Origin of the sequence: Acidisoma silvae (assembly GCF_020618775.1) — a bacterium.
In the GTDB taxonomy this organism is placed as follows: Bacteria; Pseudomonadota; Alphaproteobacteria; order Acetobacterales; family Acetobacteraceae; genus Acidisoma; species Acidisoma silvae.
This window is the reverse complement of the sequence record NZ_JAESVB010000007.1, coordinates 144,634-165,693: the sequence shown is the minus strand read 5'-3', so window position 1 is coordinate 165,693 and position 21,060 is coordinate 144,634. Positions and strand designations below refer to the sequence as shown.

Annotated in this window: 23 protein-coding genes; 19 read left to right on the top strand and 4 right to left on the bottom strand. The window is 64.2% G+C overall.

What is annotated here, in order from left to right:
* Window positions 1–4 precede the first annotated feature (4 nt).
* The 7 genes from hpnI (at window position 5) to ASILVAE211_RS16205 (ending at window position 6,876) form a co-directional block, all read left to right on the top strand.
* Window positions 5–1,201 (top strand): bacteriohopanetetrol glucosamine biosynthesis glycosyltransferase HpnI, encoded by a 1,197-nt coding sequence (hpnI, locus tag ASILVAE211_RS16235; RefSeq protein ID WP_227322391.1) that lies wholly within the window; start codon window positions 5–7, stop codon window positions 1,199–1,201.
* Between the two features lie 2 nt (window positions 1,202–1,203).
* The gene (hpnJ, locus tag ASILVAE211_RS16230) at window positions 1,204–2,634 is read left to right on the top strand and encodes a hopanoid biosynthesis associated radical SAM protein HpnJ (RefSeq protein WP_227322390.1); all 1,431 of its coding nucleotides are present in this window, start codon (window positions 1,204–1,206) and stop codon (window positions 2,632–2,634) included.
* Between the two features lie 99 nt (window positions 2,635–2,733).
* Entirely contained in the window at window positions 2,734–3,621 is an 888-nt protein-coding gene (gene hpnK, locus ASILVAE211_RS16225; RefSeq protein ID WP_227322389.1) for a hopanoid biosynthesis-associated protein HpnK, read from the top strand.
* 51 nt (window positions 3,622–3,672) lie between these two features.
* On the top strand, window positions 3,673–4,527 hold the full coding sequence (dapD, locus tag ASILVAE211_RS16220) for a 2,3,4,5-tetrahydropyridine-2,6-dicarboxylate N-succinyltransferase (protein WP_227322388.1): 855 nt from the start codon (window positions 3,673–3,675) through the stop codon (window positions 4,525–4,527).
* Window positions 4,524–5,669: a succinyl-diaminopimelate desuccinylase gene (gene dapE / locus ASILVAE211_RS16215; RefSeq protein ID WP_227322387.1), complete on the top strand. Its 1,146-nt coding sequence runs from the start codon at window positions 4,524–4,526 to the stop codon at window positions 5,667–5,669. Before dapD ends, dapE begins: the two co-directional genes overlap by 4 nt.
* A gap of 11 nt (window positions 5,670–5,680) precedes the next feature.
* On the top strand, window positions 5,681–6,271 hold the full coding sequence (locus ASILVAE211_RS16210) for a hypothetical protein (protein WP_227322386.1): 591 nt from the start codon (window positions 5,681–5,683) through the stop codon (window positions 6,269–6,271).
* Window positions 6,268–6,876, top strand: a complete 609-nt coding sequence (locus ASILVAE211_RS16205; protein ID WP_227322385.1) for a hypothetical protein — start codon at window positions 6,268–6,270, stop codon at window positions 6,874–6,876. Before ASILVAE211_RS16210 ends, ASILVAE211_RS16205 begins: the two co-directional genes overlap by 4 nt.
* 79 nt (window positions 6,877–6,955) lie before the next feature.
* Here ASILVAE211_RS16205 and ASILVAE211_RS16200 read toward each other — a convergent pair whose 3' ends face one another.
* Window positions 6,956–7,822 (bottom strand): DUF2076 domain-containing protein, encoded by an 867-nt coding sequence (locus ASILVAE211_RS16200; RefSeq protein WP_227322384.1) that lies wholly within the window; start codon window positions 7,820–7,822, stop codon window positions 6,956–6,958.
* Window positions 7,823–7,923: 101 nt separating this feature from the next.
* Window positions 7,924–8,385 (bottom strand): CoA-binding protein, encoded by a 462-nt coding sequence (locus tag ASILVAE211_RS16195; RefSeq protein ID WP_227322383.1) that lies wholly within the window; start codon window positions 8,383–8,385, stop codon window positions 7,924–7,926.
* A 447-nt stretch (window positions 8,386–8,832) separates the two neighbouring features.
* Here ASILVAE211_RS16195 and rplM point away from each other — a divergent pair, with 447 nt between their 5' ends.
* The 7 genes from rplM to ASILVAE211_RS16160 all read left to right on the top strand — a co-directional run bounded on the left by rplM (window position 8,833) and on the right by ASILVAE211_RS16160 (window position 13,629).
* Window positions 8,833–9,297 (top strand): 50S ribosomal protein L13, encoded by a 465-nt coding sequence (gene rplM, locus ASILVAE211_RS16190; RefSeq protein ID WP_227322382.1) that lies wholly within the window; start codon window positions 8,833–8,835, stop codon window positions 9,295–9,297.
* A gap of 2 nt (window positions 9,298–9,299) precedes the next feature.
* Entirely contained in the window at window positions 9,300–9,782 is a 483-nt protein-coding gene (gene rpsI, locus ASILVAE211_RS16185; protein WP_227322381.1) for a 30S ribosomal protein S9, read from the top strand.
* Between the two features lie 52 nt (window positions 9,783–9,834).
* Window positions 9,835–10,749, top strand: coding sequence for an N-acetyl-gamma-glutamyl-phosphate reductase (argC, locus tag ASILVAE211_RS16180; protein WP_227322380.1), 915 nt, complete (start codon window positions 9,835–9,837; stop codon window positions 10,747–10,749).
* A 5-nt stretch (window positions 10,750–10,754) separates the two neighbouring features.
* The gene (locus ASILVAE211_RS16175; RefSeq protein WP_227322379.1) at window positions 10,755–11,276 is read left to right on the top strand and encodes a gamma carbonic anhydrase family protein; all 522 of its coding nucleotides are present in this window, start codon (window positions 10,755–10,757) and stop codon (window positions 11,274–11,276) included.
* A 60-nt stretch (window positions 11,277–11,336) separates the two neighbouring features.
* Window positions 11,337–11,903, top strand: coding sequence for a hypothetical protein (locus ASILVAE211_RS16170; protein WP_227322378.1), 567 nt, complete (start codon window positions 11,337–11,339; stop codon window positions 11,901–11,903).
* A 94-nt stretch (window positions 11,904–11,997) separates the two neighbouring features.
* Complete coding sequence (locus ASILVAE211_RS16165) at window positions 11,998–12,513, top strand: adenine phosphoribosyltransferase (protein ID WP_227322377.1); 516 nt, start codon at window positions 11,998–12,000, stop codon at window positions 12,511–12,513.
* A gap of 21 nt (window positions 12,514–12,534) precedes the next feature.
* Window positions 12,535–13,629, top strand: a complete 1,095-nt coding sequence (locus ASILVAE211_RS16160) for a hypothetical protein (RefSeq protein ID WP_227322376.1) — start codon at window positions 12,535–12,537, stop codon at window positions 13,627–13,629.
* A 208-nt stretch (window positions 13,630–13,837) separates the two neighbouring features.
* On the opposite strand, the gene ASILVAE211_RS16155 is transcribed toward ASILVAE211_RS16160, so the two are convergent.
* Window positions 13,838–14,170 (bottom strand): DUF2934 domain-containing protein, encoded by a 333-nt coding sequence (locus ASILVAE211_RS16155; RefSeq protein WP_227322375.1) that lies wholly within the window; start codon window positions 14,168–14,170, stop codon window positions 13,838–13,840.
* A 279-nt stretch (window positions 14,171–14,449) separates the two neighbouring features.
* On the opposite strand from ASILVAE211_RS16155, the gene ASILVAE211_RS16150 reads away from it, so the two are divergent.
* Window positions 14,450–15,226 (top strand): gamma-glutamyl-gamma-aminobutyrate hydrolase family protein, encoded by a 777-nt coding sequence (locus ASILVAE211_RS16150; RefSeq protein ID WP_227322374.1) that lies wholly within the window; start codon window positions 14,450–14,452, stop codon window positions 15,224–15,226.
* A gap of 5 nt (window positions 15,227–15,231) precedes the next feature.
* Here ASILVAE211_RS16150 and ASILVAE211_RS16145 read toward each other — a convergent pair whose 3' ends face one another.
* Window positions 15,232–16,341 (bottom strand): potassium channel family protein, encoded by a 1,110-nt coding sequence (locus ASILVAE211_RS16145; RefSeq protein ID WP_227322373.1) that lies wholly within the window; start codon window positions 16,339–16,341, stop codon window positions 15,232–15,234.
* Window positions 16,342–16,513: 172 nt separating this feature from the next.
* Between ASILVAE211_RS16145 and ASILVAE211_RS16140 the strand changes: the two genes are divergently transcribed.
* From ASILVAE211_RS16140 to cyoC, 4 genes are all read left to right on the top strand, one after another.
* Window positions 16,514–17,074: a cysteine hydrolase family protein gene (locus ASILVAE211_RS16140; RefSeq protein WP_227322372.1), complete on the top strand. Its 561-nt coding sequence runs from the start codon at window positions 16,514–16,516 to the stop codon at window positions 17,072–17,074.
* A gap of 448 nt (window positions 17,075–17,522) precedes the next feature.
* Window positions 17,523–18,419: a ubiquinol oxidase subunit II gene (gene cyoA / locus ASILVAE211_RS16135; RefSeq protein ID WP_227322371.1), complete on the top strand. Its 897-nt coding sequence runs from the start codon at window positions 17,523–17,525 to the stop codon at window positions 18,417–18,419.
* A gap of 27 nt (window positions 18,420–18,446) precedes the next feature.
* On the top strand, window positions 18,447–20,447 hold the full coding sequence (gene cyoB, locus ASILVAE211_RS16130; protein WP_227322370.1) for a cytochrome o ubiquinol oxidase subunit I: 2,001 nt from the start codon (window positions 18,447–18,449) through the stop codon (window positions 20,445–20,447).
* A complete protein-coding gene (gene cyoC, locus ASILVAE211_RS16125; RefSeq protein WP_227322369.1) occupies window positions 20,437–21,060 on the top strand; it encodes a cytochrome o ubiquinol oxidase subunit III in 624 nt (207 codons plus the stop codon). The genes cyoB and cyoC overlap by 11 nt, the downstream gene beginning before the upstream one ends.

Sequence of the window (21,060 nt, the reverse complement as noted above, 5' to 3'; positions counted from 1 at the left end):
GGCCTTGACCCTGCTCGCGGACGCGACGGCTCTCTTTTCCGCAGCCGGCCTGGTGCAGGCCGGTGGAGCGTGGCAGGCGTTGAAGCGATTCAACCAGCAGCCGCGGCCGCATTTGGCCGAGCGGCCGCCGGTGACCATCCTGAAGCCGCTGAAGGGCGACGAGCCGCTGCTGGAGGCCGCGCTCGCCTCCTTCTGCACCCAGTCCTATCCGCATTATCAGGTTATCTTCGGCGTGCAGGACAGCAATGATCCGGCGATCGCCGTGGTCGAAAGACTACAGGCGCTTTTCCCCGCGCGGGACATAACACTTATCATTGATGACACGCAGCATACGGGCAATCGCAAGATCGCCAACCTCATCAACATGTGGTCCGCCGCCCGGCACGACATCATCGTCATGGCCGATTCGGACGTGCATGTGACGCCGCAGTTTCTGGAACGCGTCGTCGCCGGATTGGCCGCCCCCGATGTCGGTCTGGTAACCGCGCTCTATACCGGCATCGCCAGCCGGCCGGGCCTGGTCGGACCTTTCGGCGCCGCGCAGATCAATCATATTTTCCTGCCCGGCGTCATGGTCGGGCGTATGCTGGGCCGGCAGGATTGCCTGGGCGCGGCCGTCGCTCTGCGGCGCCAGACGCTGGACGCCATCGGTGGCCTGCACGCCCTGCTGCCGCATCTGGCGGATGATTTCGCGATCGGCCGGCTGGTGCGCGGCACCGGCCAGCGAATCGCCATGATCTCCGGCATCGTCGTCACCACGGTGGCGGAAGATTCGCTCGGCGCCCTGTTCGCGCATGAACTGCGCTGGGCCCGCACCATTCGTGCGCTGGAGCCGGTCACCTATGCGACGACCGCCCTTCAGTTTCCGGTCTTCTGGGGGTTCATGACGGTGCTGGCCGCGGGCTTCACCTGGTGGTCGCTGGCTTTCGCGGCGGTTGTCTGGCTGGCACGGGCTTTGTTCATGCAAGCCGTGACGCGCCAGATCGGGCGCGGCCGTTTTTCCGGCTGGCTGCTGCCGGCTCGCGAATTCTTCTCGCTGTCGGTTCTATTTGCCAGCTATCTTGGCAATCGTGTTGTCTGGCGCGGCAATAGTATGGCTGCCGGCTCGGACCGTCAGCACTTCAGGGCCGGCTCTGGCTCGCTTGGTTTCGGTAGACTACGCTTCGGCAAGACAGGCCGCCTTACTCGGGGTATCAATTAGCTATGATGAAGACACTGTTCCTGCAGCCGCCCTCGTTTGATGGCTTCGACGGAGGCGCGGGTTCGCGCTACCAGGCGCGGCGGGAAATCAAATCCTTCTGGTATCCGACCTGGCTGGCTCAGCCTGCGGCCCTGGTGCCGGGCAGCCGCCTGATCGACGCGCCGCCGTCCCGCATGGGCATGGAGCCGATTCTGGCGGATGTGAAGAACCGCGATCTCGTCATCATCCACACCTCGACGCCGTCCTTCCAGAATGACGTGAAGGTCGCCGAGCAGATCAAGCTGACGAATCCTGCCGTGAAGATCGGCTTCGTCGGCGCCAAGGTCGCCGTGCAGCCGACCGAGAGCCTGGCGGCCTCGACCGCCGTCGATTTCGTCGCCCGCAACGAGTTCGATTTCACGATCAAGGAAATCGCCGAAGGCCGCGACTGGGCGGAAGTCGACGGCATCTCCTACCGCGATGCCTCGGGCGAAATTAAGCACAATAAGGACCGCGCGATCCTGGAAGACATGGATCAGCTGCCCTTCGTGACCGACGTCTACAAGCGCGACCTCAAGATCGAAGACTATTTCATCGGGTACCTGAAGCACCCCTATATTTCGATCTATACCGGCCGTGGCTGCAAATCCCGCTGCACCTTCTGCCTGTGGCCGCAGACGGTTGGTGGCCATCGCTATCGCGTGCGCAGCCCCGAGCATGTGGCCGCCGAAATCAAGCAGGCGATGAAGGACTTCCCGCAGGTCAAGGAATTCTTCTTCGACGACGACACCTTCACCGACAACCTGCCGCGCGCCGAGGAAATCGCGAAGGAACTCGGCAAGCTCGGCGTCACCTGGTCCTGCAATGCCAAGGCCAATGTGCCGCGCAAGACGCTGGAAGTGCTGAAGGCCAATGGCCTGCGCCTGCTGCTCGTCGGCTACGAAAGCGGCAATCAGCAGATCCTGCACAACATCAAGAAGGGCATGCTGGTCACGACGGCGGAGCAGTTCACCAAGGACTGCCACGAGCTCGGCATCAAGATTCACGGCACCTTCATCCTTGGCCTGCCGGGCGAGACGAAGGAGACGATCGAAGAGACGATCGAATTCGCGACCCGCATCAACCCGCATACCATCCAGGTCTCCCTGGCCGCGCCCTATCCGGGTACCGCGCTTTACAAACAGGCGCTGGAAAACGGTTGGCTGGACGCGAAAAACGCGGAACTGATCGATGATAGCGGCATCCAGATCGCGCCGCTGAGCTACGAGCATCTGACGCATCAGGAAATCTTCGACAACGTGGAAGTCTTCTACAAGCGCTTCTACTTCCGCCGCTCGAAGATCGGCTCCATCGTGTGGGAGATGCTGGGCAGCCGGCAGATGCTGGTGCGCCGCCTGCGCGAAGGCGTGGAATTCTTCCAGTTCCTGCGCGAGCGCCACAAGATCGCCGCTTAAGGTCTCGCCCGTTTTGCGCTTGTCGTCATCCCCGGGCTCGTCCCGGGGATCTACCCTGTTGGGCGCTGCAACGGGTAGATGCGCGGCATGAAGCCGCGCATGACAGGGAATACCCGCCGAGCCCCGGAACGCCGGGCGATCATCTCGGCCGATGATTTCGGCCTGTCCATCGCCGTCAATGAGGGGATCGAGCGCGCCCATCGCGACGGACTGCTGTCGACCGCCAGCCTGATGGTCGCGGGTGATGCGGCGGCGGACGCCGTGCGCCGGGCGCGTAGCATGCCCAATTTGAAAGTCGGGCTGCATCTGGTCGCGATTGAAGGGCCGGCGGTTCTTCCGCCTGCCGAGATCGCCGAATTGCTGGACGGGGAGGGGCGCATCCCCTCCGACCAACTCGGCCTCGGCCTGCGCTACGCCTTCCATCCTCGCGTGAAGGCGCAATTGTCGCGGGAGATCGCGGCCCAGTTCCGCACCTTTTCCGCCACCGGCCTGACGCTGGACCATGCCAATGCCCATAAGCATATGCATCTGCACCCTGTCGTCGGGCGGATGATGATCGCGGCCGGGCAGCAATACGGCCTGCGTGCGATGCGCATTCCGGCCGAGCCCGCCGGCGTGATGGCCGGGCTCGGCATCCCGCAGGGTATCGGCGCGCGCGCGCTGCTGGCCTGGACGCAACTGCTGCGCGCCCAGGCGCGGCGGGCCAGGCTTGCCGTCAACGACCACGCCTTCGGCATCGCCTGGAGCGGCCATATGACGGAGCACCGGCTGCTGACATTGGCGCCTTGCCTGCCGCCCGGCCTGTCGGAAATCTATTTCCACCCGGCCGCCGGACGCGATGCCGTGCTCGACCGCTTCATGCCGGATTATGAGCATGAGGCGGAGCTGGCGGCGCTCACCAGCCCGCGTCTGGCCACGACCTTCACCACCGCCGGCATCGGCCTCACGACCTGGTCTAACCCGCATGAAGGGACGCTCCCGCGTTGACAGGAGCGACCGGGGGCTTAAAGGTCCGCCCCTTCCCGGATGGAGACTGATATGACGAGCGCGAGTCTGGCCGCTCCTGAACTGGCCCCGCTGATCGATGCCCTGTGGGATCGCCGGACCGAAATTTCGTCCAAAACGGCCGGCGCCGATCGCGAGGCCGTCGATGCGGCGCTGGCGCTGCTGGAATCGGGCGAAGCCCGCGTCGCCGAGCCGACCGCCGATGGCTGGCAGGTCAACCAGTGGCTGAAAAAGGCCGTGCTGCTGTCCTTCCGTCTTCAGGACAGTGTCGCCATGCCGGGTTCCGGCGGCGCGCCCGTCTATGACAAGGTGCCGATGAAGTTCGAGGGCTGGGGCGACAACCGCTTCGCCGATGCCGGCTTCCGCGCCGTGCCGGGTGCCATCGTGCGCCGCTCCGCCTTCATCGCGAAGAATGTCGTGCTGATGCCGTCCTTCGTGAATGTCGGCGCCTATGTCGGCGAAGGCACCATGATCGACACCTGGTCGACCGTCGGCTCCTGCGCCCAGGTCGGCCGCAACTGCCATATTTCGGGCGGCGTCGGCCTCGGCGGCGTGTTGGAACCGCTTCAGGCCAATCCCGTCGTGATCGAGGATGACTGCTTCATCGGCGCGCGGTCTGAAGTCGCCGAAGGCTTCATCGTCGAGCGCGGTTCGGTCGTCTCCATGGGCGTCTTCCTCGGTGCCTCCACCAAAATCATCGACCGCGCCAGCGGCGAGGTCTTCCAGGGCCGCGTGCCGGCCTACTCGGTCGTCGTGCCGGGCACCCTGCCGGGCAAGCCGCTCGCCGATGGCTCGCCGGGCCCTTCACTCGCCTGCGCCGTCATCGTCAAGCGCGTCGATCAGCGCACGCGCGAAAAGACCTCCATCAACGACCTGCTGCGCACGTGAGTGCTGCCGCCACCCTGCCCATCACCTTGGCGGATCCGCTGCCGCTGGCACAGGCGCTGCTGCGCTGCGCCAGCGTCACGCCCGCCGATGCCGGCGCGATGGATGTGCTGGCCGAGGCGCTGAGCGCTCTCGGCTTCACCGTCCATCGTCTGACCTTCGGCACGACGCCCAATCTCTATGCGCGTCTCGGCAGCGGGGCGCCGCATTTTTGCTTTGCGGGCCATACGGATGTCGTGCCGCCGGGCGAGGGCTGGCGGCATGATCCTTTCGGCGGGGTGGTGGAGGACGGCATTCTGTATGGCCGTGGCGCCTGCGACATGAAGGCTGCCATCGCGGCTTTCGTGGCCGGCGTCGTCCAGGCCCGCGACGCGGGCAAGCTGCCCGGGTCCGTCTCCCTGCTGATTACCGGCGATGAAGAAGGCCCGGCGCATGACGGCACCGTCCGCGTCGTCGACTGGATGCGCGACCATGGCGAAATCCCCGATTTCTGTCTGGTGGGCGAGCCCACCAATCCGCAGGCGCTCGGCGATATCATCAAGATCGGCCGGCGCGGCAGCCTGAGTGCGGCGATTGCCGTGCCGGGCGTGCAGGGCCATGCCGCCTATCCGCATCTGGCGGATAATCCCGTTCATAAAATTCTGGCCCTGCTTCAGGCTTTGGTGACGCGCCGGCTGGATGAGGGCAATCGCTGGTTCCAGCCGTCCTCGCTACAGGTCACCAGCGTCGATGTCGGCAATCCGGCGACCAATGTCATTCCGGCGCTCGCCACGGCCAAGCTGAATATCCGCTACAACGACGCCCATACGGCGGCGAGCCTGGAAGCCTGGATCAAGGCCGAGGCGGCGACCCATGCGCCGGATGCAAGCATCACCTTCCACCGCACCGGCGACAGTTTCCTGACCGATCCGGGTGGCGAGGTCGACATGCTGGCCGCGGTCATCGGCGATATCTTCGGCCGCGTGCCGAAACTGGATACTGGCGGCGGTACCTCGGATGCGCGGTTCATTACGCATCTCTGCCCCGTCGCCGAATTCGGTCTCGTCGGTCAGAGCATGCATAAGGTCGACGAGCATACGACCGTCGCCGACCTGCGCCGCCTGGCCGGTGCCTATGCGGCGATTTTGGAGCGTTTCTCGGCATGATGGGGCAGGGCATGAATGCGAAGCCGGGCCGCGCCAATATTTTGCGCGGCATCGTCCTGATCTGCCGGGGAAAGGCCACGGGACTGGCGGAAATCGGCAATGGCCCCGATCCCTTCCTGTCCAGCCTGGCGCCGATGATCGCCTTTCCGCTGGTCGGCTGCGTGCTGATGGGCATGCAGGGCCGCGTTCTGGACGGTATCACCGATTTTCTGGCCTCGCTGGTCGCCATTCTGGCGCCGCCAGTCCTGTCCTTTTCCCTGGCCCGTCGCTGGGGCAAGGAAGCGGGCTGGTTTCGCTTCGCGACCGCCTTCAACTGGTGCCAGTGGATTCTGCCGGTGCTGGGCGCGGTGCTGGTGGTTCTGGCCGGCATCATGGTTCAGGCCGGTCTGCCCCTGCGGCCGATCGTCATCGTGCTGTGCTGCCTGCTGCTGGCCTATGCCTTCTGGCTGCATTGGTTTCTGGCGCGCCACGCGCTGGCATTGACCATCGGGCGGGCCATCCTGCTGGTCCTGATCATCAACCTCCTGACCATCGCTCTGGTGGCCGGCCCGCAACTGATCGCCATGGCGGCCGGCGGCGCCTCACCTCTGCCGCCGGGATGAGCGACGGCGCCAGGCAGGTTCTGCGCCTCTGGGCGCGGGAGATCGGATTCTCCGCACGCGGCATCGCCATGCTGACCTTCGGCCGGCCGGAAGGCGCGCGGGTTTTTACCAATGACATGGCGGCGACGCAGCGCAGCTTCATCACGGCACTGTTCGTCTTCCCGATCTTCCTGCTGTTTCACTATCTGGATTGGCTGGCCGGTACCGGCCCCCTGGAGGGCAGACACGCCCTCATTCTGGACCTGCTGAGCTTCCCGATCACCTGGGCCGGCTATGCGCTGCTTGCCCTGCCGCTGTTGCGGATGCTGGGTCTGGAAGCGCTATGGCCACGTTTCATCGCCGCCTGGAACTGGAGCAATCTGGCCCAGTATGTGCTGCTGATGCTGACGTCGCTGCCGATGCTGGCCCATGCGCCTTCCATCGTGTCGGAGACGGCGGCCCTGGTCGGCTATGGCTGGGCGCTGTGGCTGGAATGGTGGATGGCGCGGCTGGTGCTGGGTGTCTCACCCAGCGGCGCTGCCTTGCTGGTGCTGGTCGACGTCGCTTTCAGCGCCATCGTGTCCCTGGTCACCACATATCCGCTGCCGGGATTTTCGATCGGCTGACGCGTTTTCGAACGAGGCCGCCGTAAGTAGGGCTGTCGCCCGCGGCATAAAGCTGCGGGCGACACTACAGACTAAACCATTACACCCAGTCGTCGCTGCCGCCACCGCCGCTGCTGTCGTCCCAGCCGCTATCGCTGCCGCCGGAGGAATCATCCGTCCAGCCGCTGTTATCCTGCGTCGTCTGGTCCGGCGTATTCTGCCAGCCGCTATTATCGGCCGCATTGCCGCCCCAGCCGCTATTGTCGCCCGCATTGCTCCAGCCGGAATTATCGCCCCCACCCTGATCGGGAACCGAGGCCCAGCCGGACGAGTCGCCGGCATTGCCGGCCGCCGTCGCTGCCGCACCGCGATCGGTGAAGAGGCTTTCGACGGCGTTGAAGGCGAGCATGCCGCCCGCGACGCCGGCGGCGGTCGTCAGCGCCGAGCCCAGAAAGCCGCTGCCGCCGCGCTGGGCCATCATGCCCTGCTGGCCGTAGCCTTGGTTATAGCCCGGCGGCGGGGCGCCGAAACCGGGCTGCTGCTGGGCATAGCCCTGGTTGGGATAGGGCTGGGCATAAGGCGGCTGCTGATAGCCGCCCTGCTGCTGCGGACCATTGCCGCCGAACATGCGGCTGAAGAAGCCGCCGCCCTGCTGACCCTGCTGGCCGCCGAACCCGGCCGGCTGCGTGCTGACCTGCTGCACCTGCTGGCGCAGCGCCGCGTTCTCCTGCTGCAAGACCTGAAGCTGCTGGGCCGCGCCCTGCAACGCCTGTTCCTGCCCGAAAGCGAATTGCGTCATGCGGTAGCGGGCTTCCGGATATTGCTGGAACAGCCCGGCCAGATGGCCGTCCGCCTCGGAATCGACCGGGGGCAGGGCGGTTTGCGTGCTGGGGACTGAGCCCGCCGACGACGCGCCGGCCACGCGCTGCACGAAGCGGGAGATGATATCGCGTTCCTCGGGGGTCATGCTCGGATCCTGTTCAGGAAAATGTGTCGCCGCAGATTTGGTGGCACCGACGCCGTCTGTCTATCGCGCGCCGGTTATCTTACCGAAAAGACAGCTGCGGTTCAGCTTGGACTTTGTCCCGCACCCAATCCCAGGCGGGGCCATTCGATGGCCGGGCAGCGGTCCATGATGACGGTCAGCCCGGCCGCCCGCGCGGCGGCGGCCGCCTCCTGATTGACGACGCCAAGCTGCATCCAGACAACTTTGGCCCCCAGGCGGATGGCGTCATCGACCACCGGCCCGACCTGATCGGAGGCGCGGAAGATATCCACGATCTCCAGCGGCCCGGCTTCCTCCAGCGTGGCGACCACGGTCTGGCGGTGGATGCTTTGCCCGGAGATGCCCGGATTGACCGGCGTCACCGCGAATCCGTGGCGCAGCAAAAAACCCATGACACCGTGCGACGGCCGTTCCGGCTTGGCCGAAGCGCCGACCAAAGCCACGCGTTTGTAGCGGGTCAGAACGTCCCGGATGGTCGCATTTGCTGTGTCGGCGGCGGTGGGGGCCTGTATTTGGCTGGTCACGAAACGGTTCTCCCGGTTTTCGTAGTTATGGACGGCAGGCTCACGAAATGGCGACTGCCATGCGGGCTGGGAAGAGACTTGCCTAATTGCAACAATTTAGCCACAGTCCGCTTGCCGAGAGGTCTCTCGAAGACGAATTTCGGCGGCCAAGTTTAGGGAGACGTCTGGCGGGCTGGTTTTTCAAACCAGTCATGCTCGGCTGGCAAAGATCAGCCGAAATGAGCAGGGATTGGTTGACCCCGATCCCTGCTCATTTGAGTTCACCCTTCCCAGTATTTCCAATTCTTTCAGTCCCATACTGAATGTTCCGCAGCCTGCCGCAGGGGCGGGGCCGGGCGCGGCGGTCTTTGCGGCGGCATGTGGTATCCAAATACCACATGCCAAAAGCCTTGACCGGCCAAGGTGAAGCCGCCATAAGCCGCCCACTCTAAAAGGAACCGAGTTCGGATGAAGACAACCCTCTCGCTGAAGCCCACTGAGGCTCGCAAGAACTGGGTGCTCATCGACGCGGAAGGTCTGGTTCTCGGCCGCTTGGCGGTCGTTGTTGCCAACCGTCTGCGTGGAAAGCACAAGCCCCAGTTCACCCCGCATGTCGATTGCGGCGACCACGTCATTATCGTGAATGCCCGCAAGGTGCAGGTCACGGGCAAGAAGGCCGAGCAGTCCGTCTTCTACTACCACACCGGTTACGCGGGCGGCATCAAGGGCCGTACCGTTGGCCAGCGTCTGGCCTCCGCCCACCCCGAGCGGGTGATCGAAAAGGCGGTCGAGCGCATGATCACGCGCGGCCCGCTACAGCGCCAGCAGATGCGTCACCTTTATGTCTATGCCGATGACGCGCATCCGCATGAAGGCCAGCAGCCGACGAAGCTTGATGTCGGTGCCCTCAACTCCAAGAATCGGAGGGCCTGATTATGTCAGAGACCCGCACACTCGCTGATCTCGCCGCCGCCCCGATCGCGACCAGCGCCGAGGCCCTGGTTACGCGCGTCGAGCCGAAGCGCGACGAATTCGGTCGCTCCTACGCGACCGGCCGCCGCAAGGAATCGGTTGCCCGCGTCTGGATCAAGCCCGGCAAGGGCGAGATCTCCATCAACGGCAAGAAGGCCGCGACCTATTTCGCGCGCCCCGTGCTGCGGATGCTGATCACCCAGCCCTTCCTGGTGGCCGATCGCTACAACCAGTTCGACGTCATCTGCACGGTGAACGGCGGCGGTCTCTCCGGCCAGGCCGGTGCGGTTCGCCATGGCATCAGCCGCGCGCTGACCTATTACGAGCCCGAGCTGCGTGGTATCCTCAAGGTCGCCGGCTTCCTGACGCGCGACAGCCGCACGGTTGAGCGTAAGAAGTATGGTAAGGCTAAGGCTCGCCGTAGCTTCCAGTTCAGCAAGCGTTGATCGACCCGTCGGCACCCATTCTTCTGGAGCCGATGGCATCCAGGAGAGTGTGGTGCCGACAATCTTTATCGACGGCGAGGCCGGAACCACGGGGCTTGGCATTCGCCAGCGCCTGACCGGCCTTTCTTCTGTCAGGCTGCTCAGCATCCCCGATGCCGACCGGAAAAACCCGGCCGAGCGTCAGAAACGGATGGCGGACGCCGATCTCATCATTCTTTGCCTGCCCGACGCCGCTTCGCGCGAAGCCGTGGCGCTGGCCGCGGCCCTTGGCCCGGACGCGCCGCGCGTGCTGGACGCCAGCACGGCCTATCGCATCGATCCTGACTGGGTTTTCGGTTTCCCCGAGCTGACCGCCGGCCAGGCGGACAAAATTCGCGCCGCGAGCCATGTTTCCAATCCAGGCTGCTATTCCACGGGCGCCATCGCCCTGCTGCGCCCGCTGGTCGAGGCCGGCAAGATCGCGCCGCATACGCCGCTCACCATCAATGCCATCAGCGGCTATTCCGGCGGCGGCAAAAGCATGATCGAAGCGCATGAAGCGGAGGGCGGACCGGCCTTTGAGCTGTACGCCCTTGGCCTGGCCCATAAGCATGTGCCGGAAATCGAAATTCAGGCCGGGCTCAGCCGGCCGCCGGTCTTCGTTCCCTCGGTCGGCCATTTCCGCCAGGGTATGCTGGTCTCGATCCCGCTGCATCTGGATACTTTGCCGCGCTGCCCGAGCGCCGTCGAACTGACCGAGGTTCTGGCCGCGCATTACGCCGACGCGCCGGAGATCGCGGTCTCCAGCGAACCGCTGGGCACATTGCAGCCGGAAGCGCTGAACGATACCAACCGCCTGTCGCTGCATGTCTTCACCAATGAGGCGCGCCGCCATGCGCTGCTGGTGGCGCGGCTCGACAATCTGGGCAAGGGCGCGTCGGGTGCTGCCGTGCAGAACGTCCGCCTGATGCTCGGGCTGGACGGCTGAACCGGGTGGCGGCGACGATCCTGAGCTTTGAGGGAAAGGCGCCGCGCATCGACCCGACCGCCTGGGTGGCGCCGACGGCCGCCGTCATCGGCGATGTCACCATCGGGGCCGGGTCCAGCGTCTGGTATCATTGCGTGTTGCGCGGCGACACGAATTTCATTCGCATCGGCGCGCGGACCAATATCCAGGATGGTTCCATCCTGCATGTGAACCGCGAGACCTTCGCCTGCATCCTGGGTGATGACGTGACGGTCGGGCATGGCGCCATCGTCCATGCCTGCACCGTCGAGGATGGCGGCTTCGTCGGCATGGGCGCCACCGTGCTGGACGGCGCGGTCATCGGCGCTGGCGCGGTTCTCGCCGCTGGCGCCTTGCTGACACCCAGTAAGACGATGGGGCCGAACGAGCTATGGGCTGGCAGCCCGGCGCGGCTCGTGCGTGTGCTGGGCGAGGATGAGCGTATGCGCTTCATCGCGATCGGCGCACATTACGTTGATCTGGCCGGGCGTCACCGCAGCGGCACATAGCTTCTGCATCTGCCTGCCAAAATCGCACGTAATAGCTGCAACATCATAAGGGTCCGCGTCATGAAGCGTTCTGCTCTGGTCGCCAGCTTCGCTGTGGCGGTCCTACTTACTGGTTGCGCCGGTGCGGTCGACCGTCAGCCGAGTACGGCGGTCATTCAGCCTTCTGCTTTGCAGACCAATGGCGATGTCGATGTGCGCGCAATCAACATCACGGCCTATGGCTTCGGCCATTATAAAGAGATGCAAGGCAATCCGGCGCTCGCCGCAGAAACAGTTGCCGCGCTCGATTATCTCGGTGGTCAGCTCAACACATCGCCGCGCTGGGTCTCGATCCCGTCGCTCTTCCGGCTGCAAATGCTGGATAGCCGCAACACTGTGCGCGGTCTGCTCGGCATCAGCCCCGATGTGCCGTCGCAGGCGGTGGTCGATGCCATGGTCGGGCTGTCAGGCGCCTATCGCGCCGGTGATCAGGCCGCGGTCGACAAGCTGCTGGGCTCGTCCATCTTCTCCCTGCCGCCGGCCGAGACCGCCCAGCGCCTGGCCAATCTTCCCTATCTGCCGGCGGTCAATAATGCGGCGACCCATGTCGCGGCCGTCGCCCTCGGCTATCAGTTCACGGGCGGCTGACCGGGGCAGGTCCGGCGATGCCGGGCAGGGCAGGGGTAAAAATAACGTGCCTTGGACGCTTTGCCCCCCCTGATCCCTCGGCTATACAGCGGCCATGGACCTTAAAGCGCATATCCGGGCCGTCCCGGATTTTCCGAAGCCCGGCATTCTTTTCTATGACATCTCGACCTTGTTGCGGGATGCCGACGCCTGGCAGGTGGCCGTGACCCGGATGGCCGATGTTATCCGCGACTATAAGCCGGATTATCTGGCGGGCATGGAGAGCCGTGGCTTTCTGTTCGCGGCGCCGCTGGCGCTGAAGCTCGGCTGCGGGTTCACCATGCTGCGCAAGCCGGGCAAGCTGCCCGGCGATGTCGTCGGCCTGGACTATACGCTGGAATACCGCTCCGATCGGATCGAGGCGCAGGCCGATGCCGTGCCGCCGGGTGCCCGCGTTGTGGTGGTGGACGACCTGCTGGCCACGGGGGGCACCTTGTCCGCCGGCATCCGCCTGCTGCGCCAACTGGGCGCCGACGTGACCGCCGCCGTCACGCTGATCGAACTTTCCTTCCTGTCCGGGCGTGATCTGATCGACGTGCCTTTCGCGTCCCTGCTGCAATACGACAGCTGACGGCCGGCCTGGATCGACCGCATGTCGGGTTCCGGTTATTCACGCCGCCGCTTCCTTAGTGTCTCCTCCGCCCTGCCGCTGGGCCTTGCCGCGGCGCCCGCGCTTGCCCAGGTCCAGACCGGCGGCCCCGCTTCGGCAGGCCGCGCCGTTTTCGAAAACGGCGTTTCGGTTCTGAGCAGCGGTCCGGCATACGGCTACGTCGCCGGCTGGACCAAGCTGCTGACCCCTTATCTGCTCGGCGGTCTGCCGCAGGACGTCACCTCCACCTTCGACGCCATGGGCGGACCGGACGGCGTGACCGTCGGCAATGCCTTCGGCGCGCGCATGGACCCGGACGGCAGCACGCTGATGGTCGCCCCCGGCGCCGCGCTGCTGGCCTGGCTGGAAGGCGACAGCCGGGTCAAATATGCGCCCGACCATTGGATTCCTATTCTCGTCGCGCTGACGCCAGCCGTACTGGTCGCCCGTCGTGGCGTTTCGCTGGTTCCCGGCAGCCGCCGCCCTTTGCGGATCGGCGCCACCAATCCGCTGGGTCCGGAACTGGCGGCTTTGCTGGCGCTCGATCTGATCGGCGTGCCGGCCGTCCCGGTTTTCGGCATGGGTGACGCGCCCAGCCTGGCCGACGGCTTGCGGCGCCGCGTGATCGACCTCGCCTTCCTGTCGGGGCCGAAAATCAAGCAGAGCCTGGCTTTGGCCTCGGCCGCCGGTGCTGTGCCGTTTTTCTCGACCGGCGCGCAAGGCTGCGACGGTCCCGGCAAGCGCGACCCGCTTCTGCCGAATGTGCCGAGCTTCATCGAAGCGGCAGCGTCGAGCGCGATCGACGTCAGGGGCTTGCCGAATTTCGCGGCCTACAATGCCGCTGCTGCCGCGGCCGCGACCTGTTTCGCGGCCGTGCTGCCGGATCTCGTGCATGCCGAGACGGTGAATGTCTGGCGTCACGGCGCAGAGACCGGCACCGACAGCCTCTCTATCGAGACTGTCTCGGTGCCGCAGGGCGTGCGTTTCCTGACAGGAGATTGCGCCGGCGCGCTGTTCACGCAGATGTCCGGTGGCCCCGCTTTGACCACAGGCCTGCGCGCCAAGATTTCCCAGCGCTACGGCTGGCGCGCCTCCTGAGCGGCGCGGCGAGAGCGTTTCATATTTGGATCGAAGCGCTCCGTTCACCGTCACGCTCGCGAAAGCGGGCGTCTTCTATGCCTTGCCGCAGTGCTAGAGGCAGAAGATTCCCGCCTTCGCGGGAATGACGATGGTTCAACCGAATCCAGACCGACCTGCGGCCGGCCAGGCGCGGCCGGCTAGGCGCGGCCGGCTAGGCGCGGCCGGCTTAGGTCGCTTTCGGCTTCTTGGCGCGCGGCTTGCGGGGCTTGGGTGTCAGCGTGGCATCGCCCTGGTCGGTCAATTGGCCGGGAAATTCGCCCAGATTTTCCTGGATAAAGGCTTCTTCGACGCCTTGCGGCGCGGAGGGGTCAACGCCTTCGGCGATCGGGTTGGGCAATTGGCCCGGATTGCCGCTTTCTTCCATCTGCACAAGCTCGGACGCCCGTTCCCAATATTCGGCCGCGCGGCCCTCGGGCCGGCCTTCACTTTCCCACAGGTGATAGGCGCGCTCACGGATGATCTCGTCGCGAGCGGGGTCGAATTTCAGCGGGTTCGCCATCTGTCGTCTCCATCCAGGCCAGGACCGGCCGAAGCTTAACAAATATGATCCGGATTCGGAGGCCGAAGTGCGATTCTGTCACAGAAAGGCGATCTCGCGCCATTATGACAGATAAATCAAACCCTTGATCCGGTGGCCGGCTGGAAAAACTCGCCCAGCCGCAAACAGAGCGTGCACTGCACCATCAAAGCGATGCAGAGTTGCCATAATCAGAATCATTTTCGGCCATACGGTAGAATCACTTCTCTCGCGCACAACTTCTGGCCCATTGTCACTCAAATGAAGCCTTTGATCGGGATCTCCTGCTGTCAGAAATCCTTCGGCCGCTTCGCGATGCTCAATCACGCGGTGTCGGACACCTATGTCCGCGCGGTGGGCGAGCTGATCGGCGGCGTGCCGATCCTGATTCCGGCCAATGGATCGCAGGCCGATATCGACTGTCTGGTCGAACGGCTGGACGGCATCATTCTCACCGGCAGCCCGTCGAATGTCGAACCGGCGCTATATGGCGGCGACCCGCATCCGCCTGAGACGCCGGAGGATCATTGCCGCGACGCCGTGACCCTGCCGCTGATCCGCGCGACCATTGAACTGGGCATGCCGCTGCTGGGCATTTGCCGTGGCTTTCAGGAAATGAACGTCGCGCTCGGCGGCACCTTGCACCAGCGCCTCCAGGATCTGCCGGGCCGCATCGACCACTCCACGCCGATGCAAAGCCTCGCCCTGGTCCGTCATGCCAAGGCTCATGCCATCCGGGTCGTCTCCGGCAGCTGGCTGCACCGGGTCGCCCAGGCGCGCGATATCGCAGTGAACTCCCTGCATAATCAGGGTGTTGACCGGTTGGCGCCGGGTCTGGTCGCGGAAGGCCATGCGCCGGACGGCACGATCGAGGCTTTCCGGGTCGCCCAGGCATCCGGTTTCGCGGTCGGTGTGCAGTGGCATCCCGAATACGACATGGATCAGGATGCCGTTTCCCGCCGCATCTTCCTGTCCTTTGCCGACGCGGTCGCGGCTTACCGCACGGGCGGCCAGCGCCTTTCGACCGTCGGGGACTGATCGGCTCAGATCGTCGTGTGCGCCGCGCCGAAAATAGCGGCGACGGCATGGGCATGGCCGTCGCGCCCGATCAGAACGACGCCGTCACCGGCTTGCAGAACGGTATCCGGCGGTGGCCGGCTGATCGACTGTCCCTCGTGGCGTTCCACGCCGACGATGAAGAAGCTGCCGAAACCTTCAAGCTCTGCCGCCGCCACGGTGAGGCCGACTGAGCGGCTGTCCGGCGCGACGGGATGGGTCAGCACATTGAGGCCGAGGCGCAGAAGCTGGTTCTGAAAGGCCCGCATCCGTTCGGTGCCTTGCAGGAATTCCTCGCTCTCCGGAAACATGATCATCTGCGCCATGCGCTCCGCTCCGATATGGGCGGGCATGACGACGCGATTGGCGCCGGCCTGGATCAGCTTGCGTTCAGTCGACGCCACTTCCCCGCGTGCGATGATTTCCAGGTTCGGATTGAGGCTGCGGGCGCTGAGCGTGATGAAGACATTGGCGGCATCGTCGGGCAGCACGGTCGCCAGCACGCGGGCACGGGAGACGCCGGCCAGTTGCAGCGTATGCTCGTCCGTCGCATCGGCCTGAAGGCAGAGATAGCCGAGGTCGCGGATTTCCGCGAAGCGGCGCTCGCTGCGTTCCAATATGATGAAGGGCATCTGCCCGGCCGCGAGTTCCTGGGCCAGGGTGAAGCCGATGCGGCCGAAGCCGCAGACGATGACATGGTCGTCCAGCTGGTCGATCTCGTTCTTCATGCGCCTCGTGCCAAAAAGCTGCTGAAACTGGGTAATGGTGATGAACTGGACCAGGGCGCCGGTGAGGAAGATCATGCCCGTGCAGCCCAGGATGATGAGCATCATCGTATTGGCGCGCAGGAAGGGCGTGCTGATCTGCCGGATTTCGTCGTAGCCGACCGTATAGATGGTGATGACGACCATATAGAGGGCGTCGCTCAGGCTCCATCCGGCCGCCATATAGCCGCAGGTCGCGGCCACGCAGACGACGAAGACGAATGTGCCGCCCAGGAAAAGGTTGCGGATCGGCGACCCCAGCATCCGGCCCAGCCAGATGCGGAAAGGCAGCGGCCGTTTGCCGCGCGTGGGCGAAGGGGGGCGAGGCGCCATGCCGTCTCGTCGTCCTCAGGCAATCGTCGGGGGAAAACAGGGGAAATAACTGGAACGCAACGACCTTTGTGCCGTGCGGCGGAAAGGCGGTCCAGCCTTTCCGCTGTTAAACCTCGATATCGATGCGCTGGACGCGCGCCCGGGCCGGCCCTATCGGCGATAGAAGAGATTGATGGAGGACAAGGTGCCGCAGGCGCTGGATGAATGGCTGCTGGTGATCGACATGCAGCGGGTTTTCGCCGACCCGCCCAGCCCCTGGGCCTCGCCGGATTTCTATCGGGCGCTGCCGCAGGTGCGGCGGCTGGTGGCGGCCTATCGCGGCCGGGTCATCCTCACCCGCTATGTCGCGCCGATACCGCCCCATGGCGCCTGGATTCCCTATTTCCAGGAATTTCCCGCCGTCCTGCGGGGGGAGGCGGATGCCATTTGGGATCTGTCCCTGCCGGCGGGCGAGGGTGCGCTGGTCGAGACGCGTGCGACCTTCAGCAAATGGGACGCGCGGATGGCCGATCTGGTCGGGCCTGACAGCCGCATCGCGGTCTGCGGCGTGGCGACGGAATGCTGCGTTCTGGGTACGGTGCTGGGGGCCGTGGATGACGGGCGTTTCGTGCGTGTCGTCACCGATGCCTGCGCCGGCGGCGCGCCGGGCGGGCATGACCGGACGCTCGACATCCTGGCCGGTTTCGCGCCCATGGTCAGTCTGGTGACGACGGCGGCGGTGCTGGAAGGCTGACGGCGCGGCGAGGGGGCGCGCGCCGCTGTCCATGGCCTGGATCAAAGATTCGGCTCCCAGCGCGGGATAGGCTGGGCGTTCAGCCGTGCATAATCGGCAAGGCAGCTCTTCTCCCTGCGGTTTGGGCGAAGGCGCCGGGCAGGGCTGACGCCCGCTTGTCATGATGATCTTTGTTGACAGCAGCCGTCCGAAAAGACACCTACCGAGAAGTTATCCCGGAGATTGACGATCCTCCATGTTCGCGCGACCGCCCCGGCGTTTAGTTTCGTAACAGGCAAAGGCGGCGGACGCATTCCACCCATGCCGTTACTGCGATTTCGCGAACGAGGCGCCGCTTGACGACCCGCCTAGACCGGCTTTCAACGGGTTCCTGGATTTCAAAAATGATCGAAATGGCAAGAGATTCGCGATGAAAGAGTTTTTCAGGCGAGCAGCGCGGTCTAAACCGTTGCTTTTCCTACCCCTGCTGCTTCTGTCCGGCTGTAATTGGGCGATCCTGGACCCCCAGGGGCCGATCGGCCGGGCTGAAAAGAGCCTGGTCTTCACCGCCGTGATTCTCATGCTGATCGTGGTCGTGCCGGTCATCGTGCTGACGCTGGCTTTCGCCTGGCATTTCCGCGCCAGCAACAAGAAGGCCGTCTACCGTCCCGATTTCCACCATTCGACGACCATCGAAATCGTCGTCTGGGTCATTCCCTGCCTGATCGTGCTCGCACTCGGCATTCTGACCTGGAAGACGACCCACGCGCTGGACCCCTACAAGCCGCTGGTGGCCCAGAATGACGAGAAGCCGATTGAGGTCGACGTCATCGCGCTCGATTGGAAATGGCTTTTCGTTTATCCTCAGCTGCATATCGCGAGCGTGAATGAGCTGGCGATGCCGGTGGGCGCCTCCGTCGATTTCCGCATCACCTCCGGCACCGTGATGAACGCTTTCTTCATCCCGCAGCTCGGCACGCAGATTTACGCGATGGGCGGAATGCAGACCGAGGTCCATCTGGCTGCCGACCATGCCGGCACCTACCATGGGCTTTCGGCCAATTTCAGCGGCGACGGCTTCTCGGGGATGACGTTCAACGCCATCGCCATGGACCAGTCCGGCTTCGACGCCTGGGTGCAGAAGGTTCGCGGGTCCAGCCAGGTGCTCGACACGCAAAGCTACGCGCAGCTGTCCAAAGCGTCTGAGAACGTCCCTGTGACGTATTACGGCACAGTGAACGGCGATATTTTTGGCGAGCAGATCGCGTCCTTCGTGGGATCGGCTCCGTCGATGAAGATGAAGAGCAATGGCGACCAGGCCTCCGCCAAGGGCACGGGCGCCATGAACGGCATGAGCGGGATGTGATGCTCAGCGACATGAAGGTGCAGTGACATGCTCGGAAGATTAACCTGGTCAGCGATCCCGCTGAATAACCCTATCGAAATGGGCGCGGTCGGCCTGATGGGCATCGTTGTGCTCATCGTGCTGGGCTTCGTCGCCCGCTACAATCTCTGGGTCTATTTGTGGAAAGAGTGGATCACCACGATCGACCACAAGAAGATCGGCATCATGTACATCCTGATGGCGCTGGTGATGCTGCTGCGCGGCTTCGCCGATGCGATCATGATGCGTACGCAGCTGGCCTTCTCTCATGGCGCCAGCCACGGCTACCTGCCGCCCGAACATTATGACCAGATCTTTTCCGCCCATGGCGTGATCATGATCTTCTTCGTGGCGATGCCCTTCGTCATCGGCTTCATGAACGTGGCCGTGCCGCTACAGATCGGCGCCCGCGACGTGGCCTTCCCCTTCCTGAACTCGATCAGCTTCTGGCTGACCTTCGTCGGCATGGCGCTGGTCAATCTGTCGCTGGCCATCGGTGAGTTCGGTCAGGCCGGCTGGCTCGCCTATCCGCCGCTCTCCGAGCTGAAATACAGCCCCGGTTCCGGCATCGACTACTGGATCTGGTCGCTGCAGATTTCCGGTATCGGCACCCTGCTGACGGGCGTGAACTTCTTCGTCACAATCATCAAGATGCGGGCGCCGGGCATGACCTTCATGCGCATGCCGGTCTTCGTCTGGACCATCCTCTGCACCTCCATCCTGATCATGGCGGCTTTCCCGGTGCTGACGGCCACGATCGGCATGCTCACGCTGGACCGTTATCTGGACTTCCACTTCTTCACCAATGACGGTGGCGGCAACCAGATGATGTATGTGAACCTCATCTGGGCCTGGGGGCATCCAGAGGTTTACATTCTCATCTTGCCGGTCTTCGGCGTTTTCTCCGAAGTCGTCTCGACCTATTCCAGCAAGCGGTTGTTCGCCTATACCTCCATGGTCTGGGCCACGGTCTCGATTACCGTTCTGTCCTTCGTCGTCTGGCTGCATCACTTCTTCACCATGGGATCCGGCGCGGACGTGAATGCCTTCTTCGGCATCTCGACGATGATCATCGCCATCCCGACGGGCGTGAAGATCTTCAACTGGCTCTTCACCATGTATGGCGGCCGCGTGCGCTACGAGCCCGCCATGCTCTGGACCGTCGGCTTCATGGTGACCTTCACCATCGGCGGCATGACCGGCGTCATGATGGCCGTGCCGGGCATCGACTTCATCGTCCACAACAGCCTCTTCCTGATCGCGCATTTCCATAACGTGATCATCGGCGGCGTCGTCTTCGGCTGCTTCGCCGGCCTCAACTACTGGTTCCCGAAGATGTTCGGCTTCCGGCTGGAATCCAAATGGGGCACGCGCTCCTTCTGGCTCTGGCTGGTCGGCTTCTATGTCGCCTTCGTGCCGCTCTATGCGCTGGGCTTCATGGGCGCCACCCGCCGTATGGAGCATTACGACAACCCGACCTGGGTGCCCTATATGTGGGTCGCTCTGTTCGGCGCGCTTCTCATCTTCGCCGGCATCATCTGCTCGATCCTGCAGATCGTCGTCTCCATCCGCGACCGCAAGCAGCTGATGGACGTGACCGGCGACGTCTGGGGCGGCCGCACCCTGGAATGGGCGATCCCGTCACCGCCGCCCTTCTACAACTTCGCCACCACGCCGACGGTCAATGACGCCGAGCCGCTGTGGGACGCGAAGCAGCGCGGTACGATCGAACGCCAGGCCCGCGACCATTACGAAGACATCCACATGCCCAAGAACACGGGGGCTGGCTTCATCATCGCCATCTTCGCCGGCGTCTTCGGCTTCGCGATGATCTGGTACATCTGGTGGCTGGCCATCCTCAGCGTTGTCGGCATCATCCTGACGCTGATCATCCGTACCTGTAACGACGACATCGACTACTACGTGCCGGGTGAAGAGGTCGCGCGCATCGAAAAAGCGCATTTCCTCAAGGTCGCCTCGCTCGAGACGGAGAAGCAGCATGCCGACTGATGCGGTCGCCGCCCACGGCGGCCACGACCACCACCACGATCACGCTCAGGAACAGATGGCCAATAAGGTCTTCGGTTTCTGGCTCTACCTGATGACCGACTGCGTGCTCTTCGCCACCGCCTTCGCGGGCGTTGCGGTCAACCGGCATTCCTATGCCGGTGGACCGACGGGGAAGGACATCTTCGAGCTTAACGGCGTCATCATCGAAACCGCCTGCCTGCTGCTCAGCTCCGTCACCTACGGCTTCGCCATGCTGGCGGCGCATCGGCACAACAAGAGCCAGGTCATGCTGTGGCTTGGCATCACCTTCCTCTTCGGCCTCGGCTTTATCGGGTTCGAAGTGAAGGAATTCATGCATCTCGTCGCCGACGGCAACGGGCCGGAGCGGAGCGCCTTCCTCTCCTCCTTCTTCCTGCTGGTCGCGACCCATGGCTGCCACGTCACGGCGGGCCTGCTGTGGATGGCGACGCTGATGTTCCAGATGGGCGTCATGAAGAAGCCGCTGAACACGGTCTATCTGAGCCGCCTGACCATGCTCAGCCTGTTCTGGCATTTCCTCGACATCGTCTGGATCTGCGTCTTCACGGTCGTCTATCTGATGGGGGTCATGTAA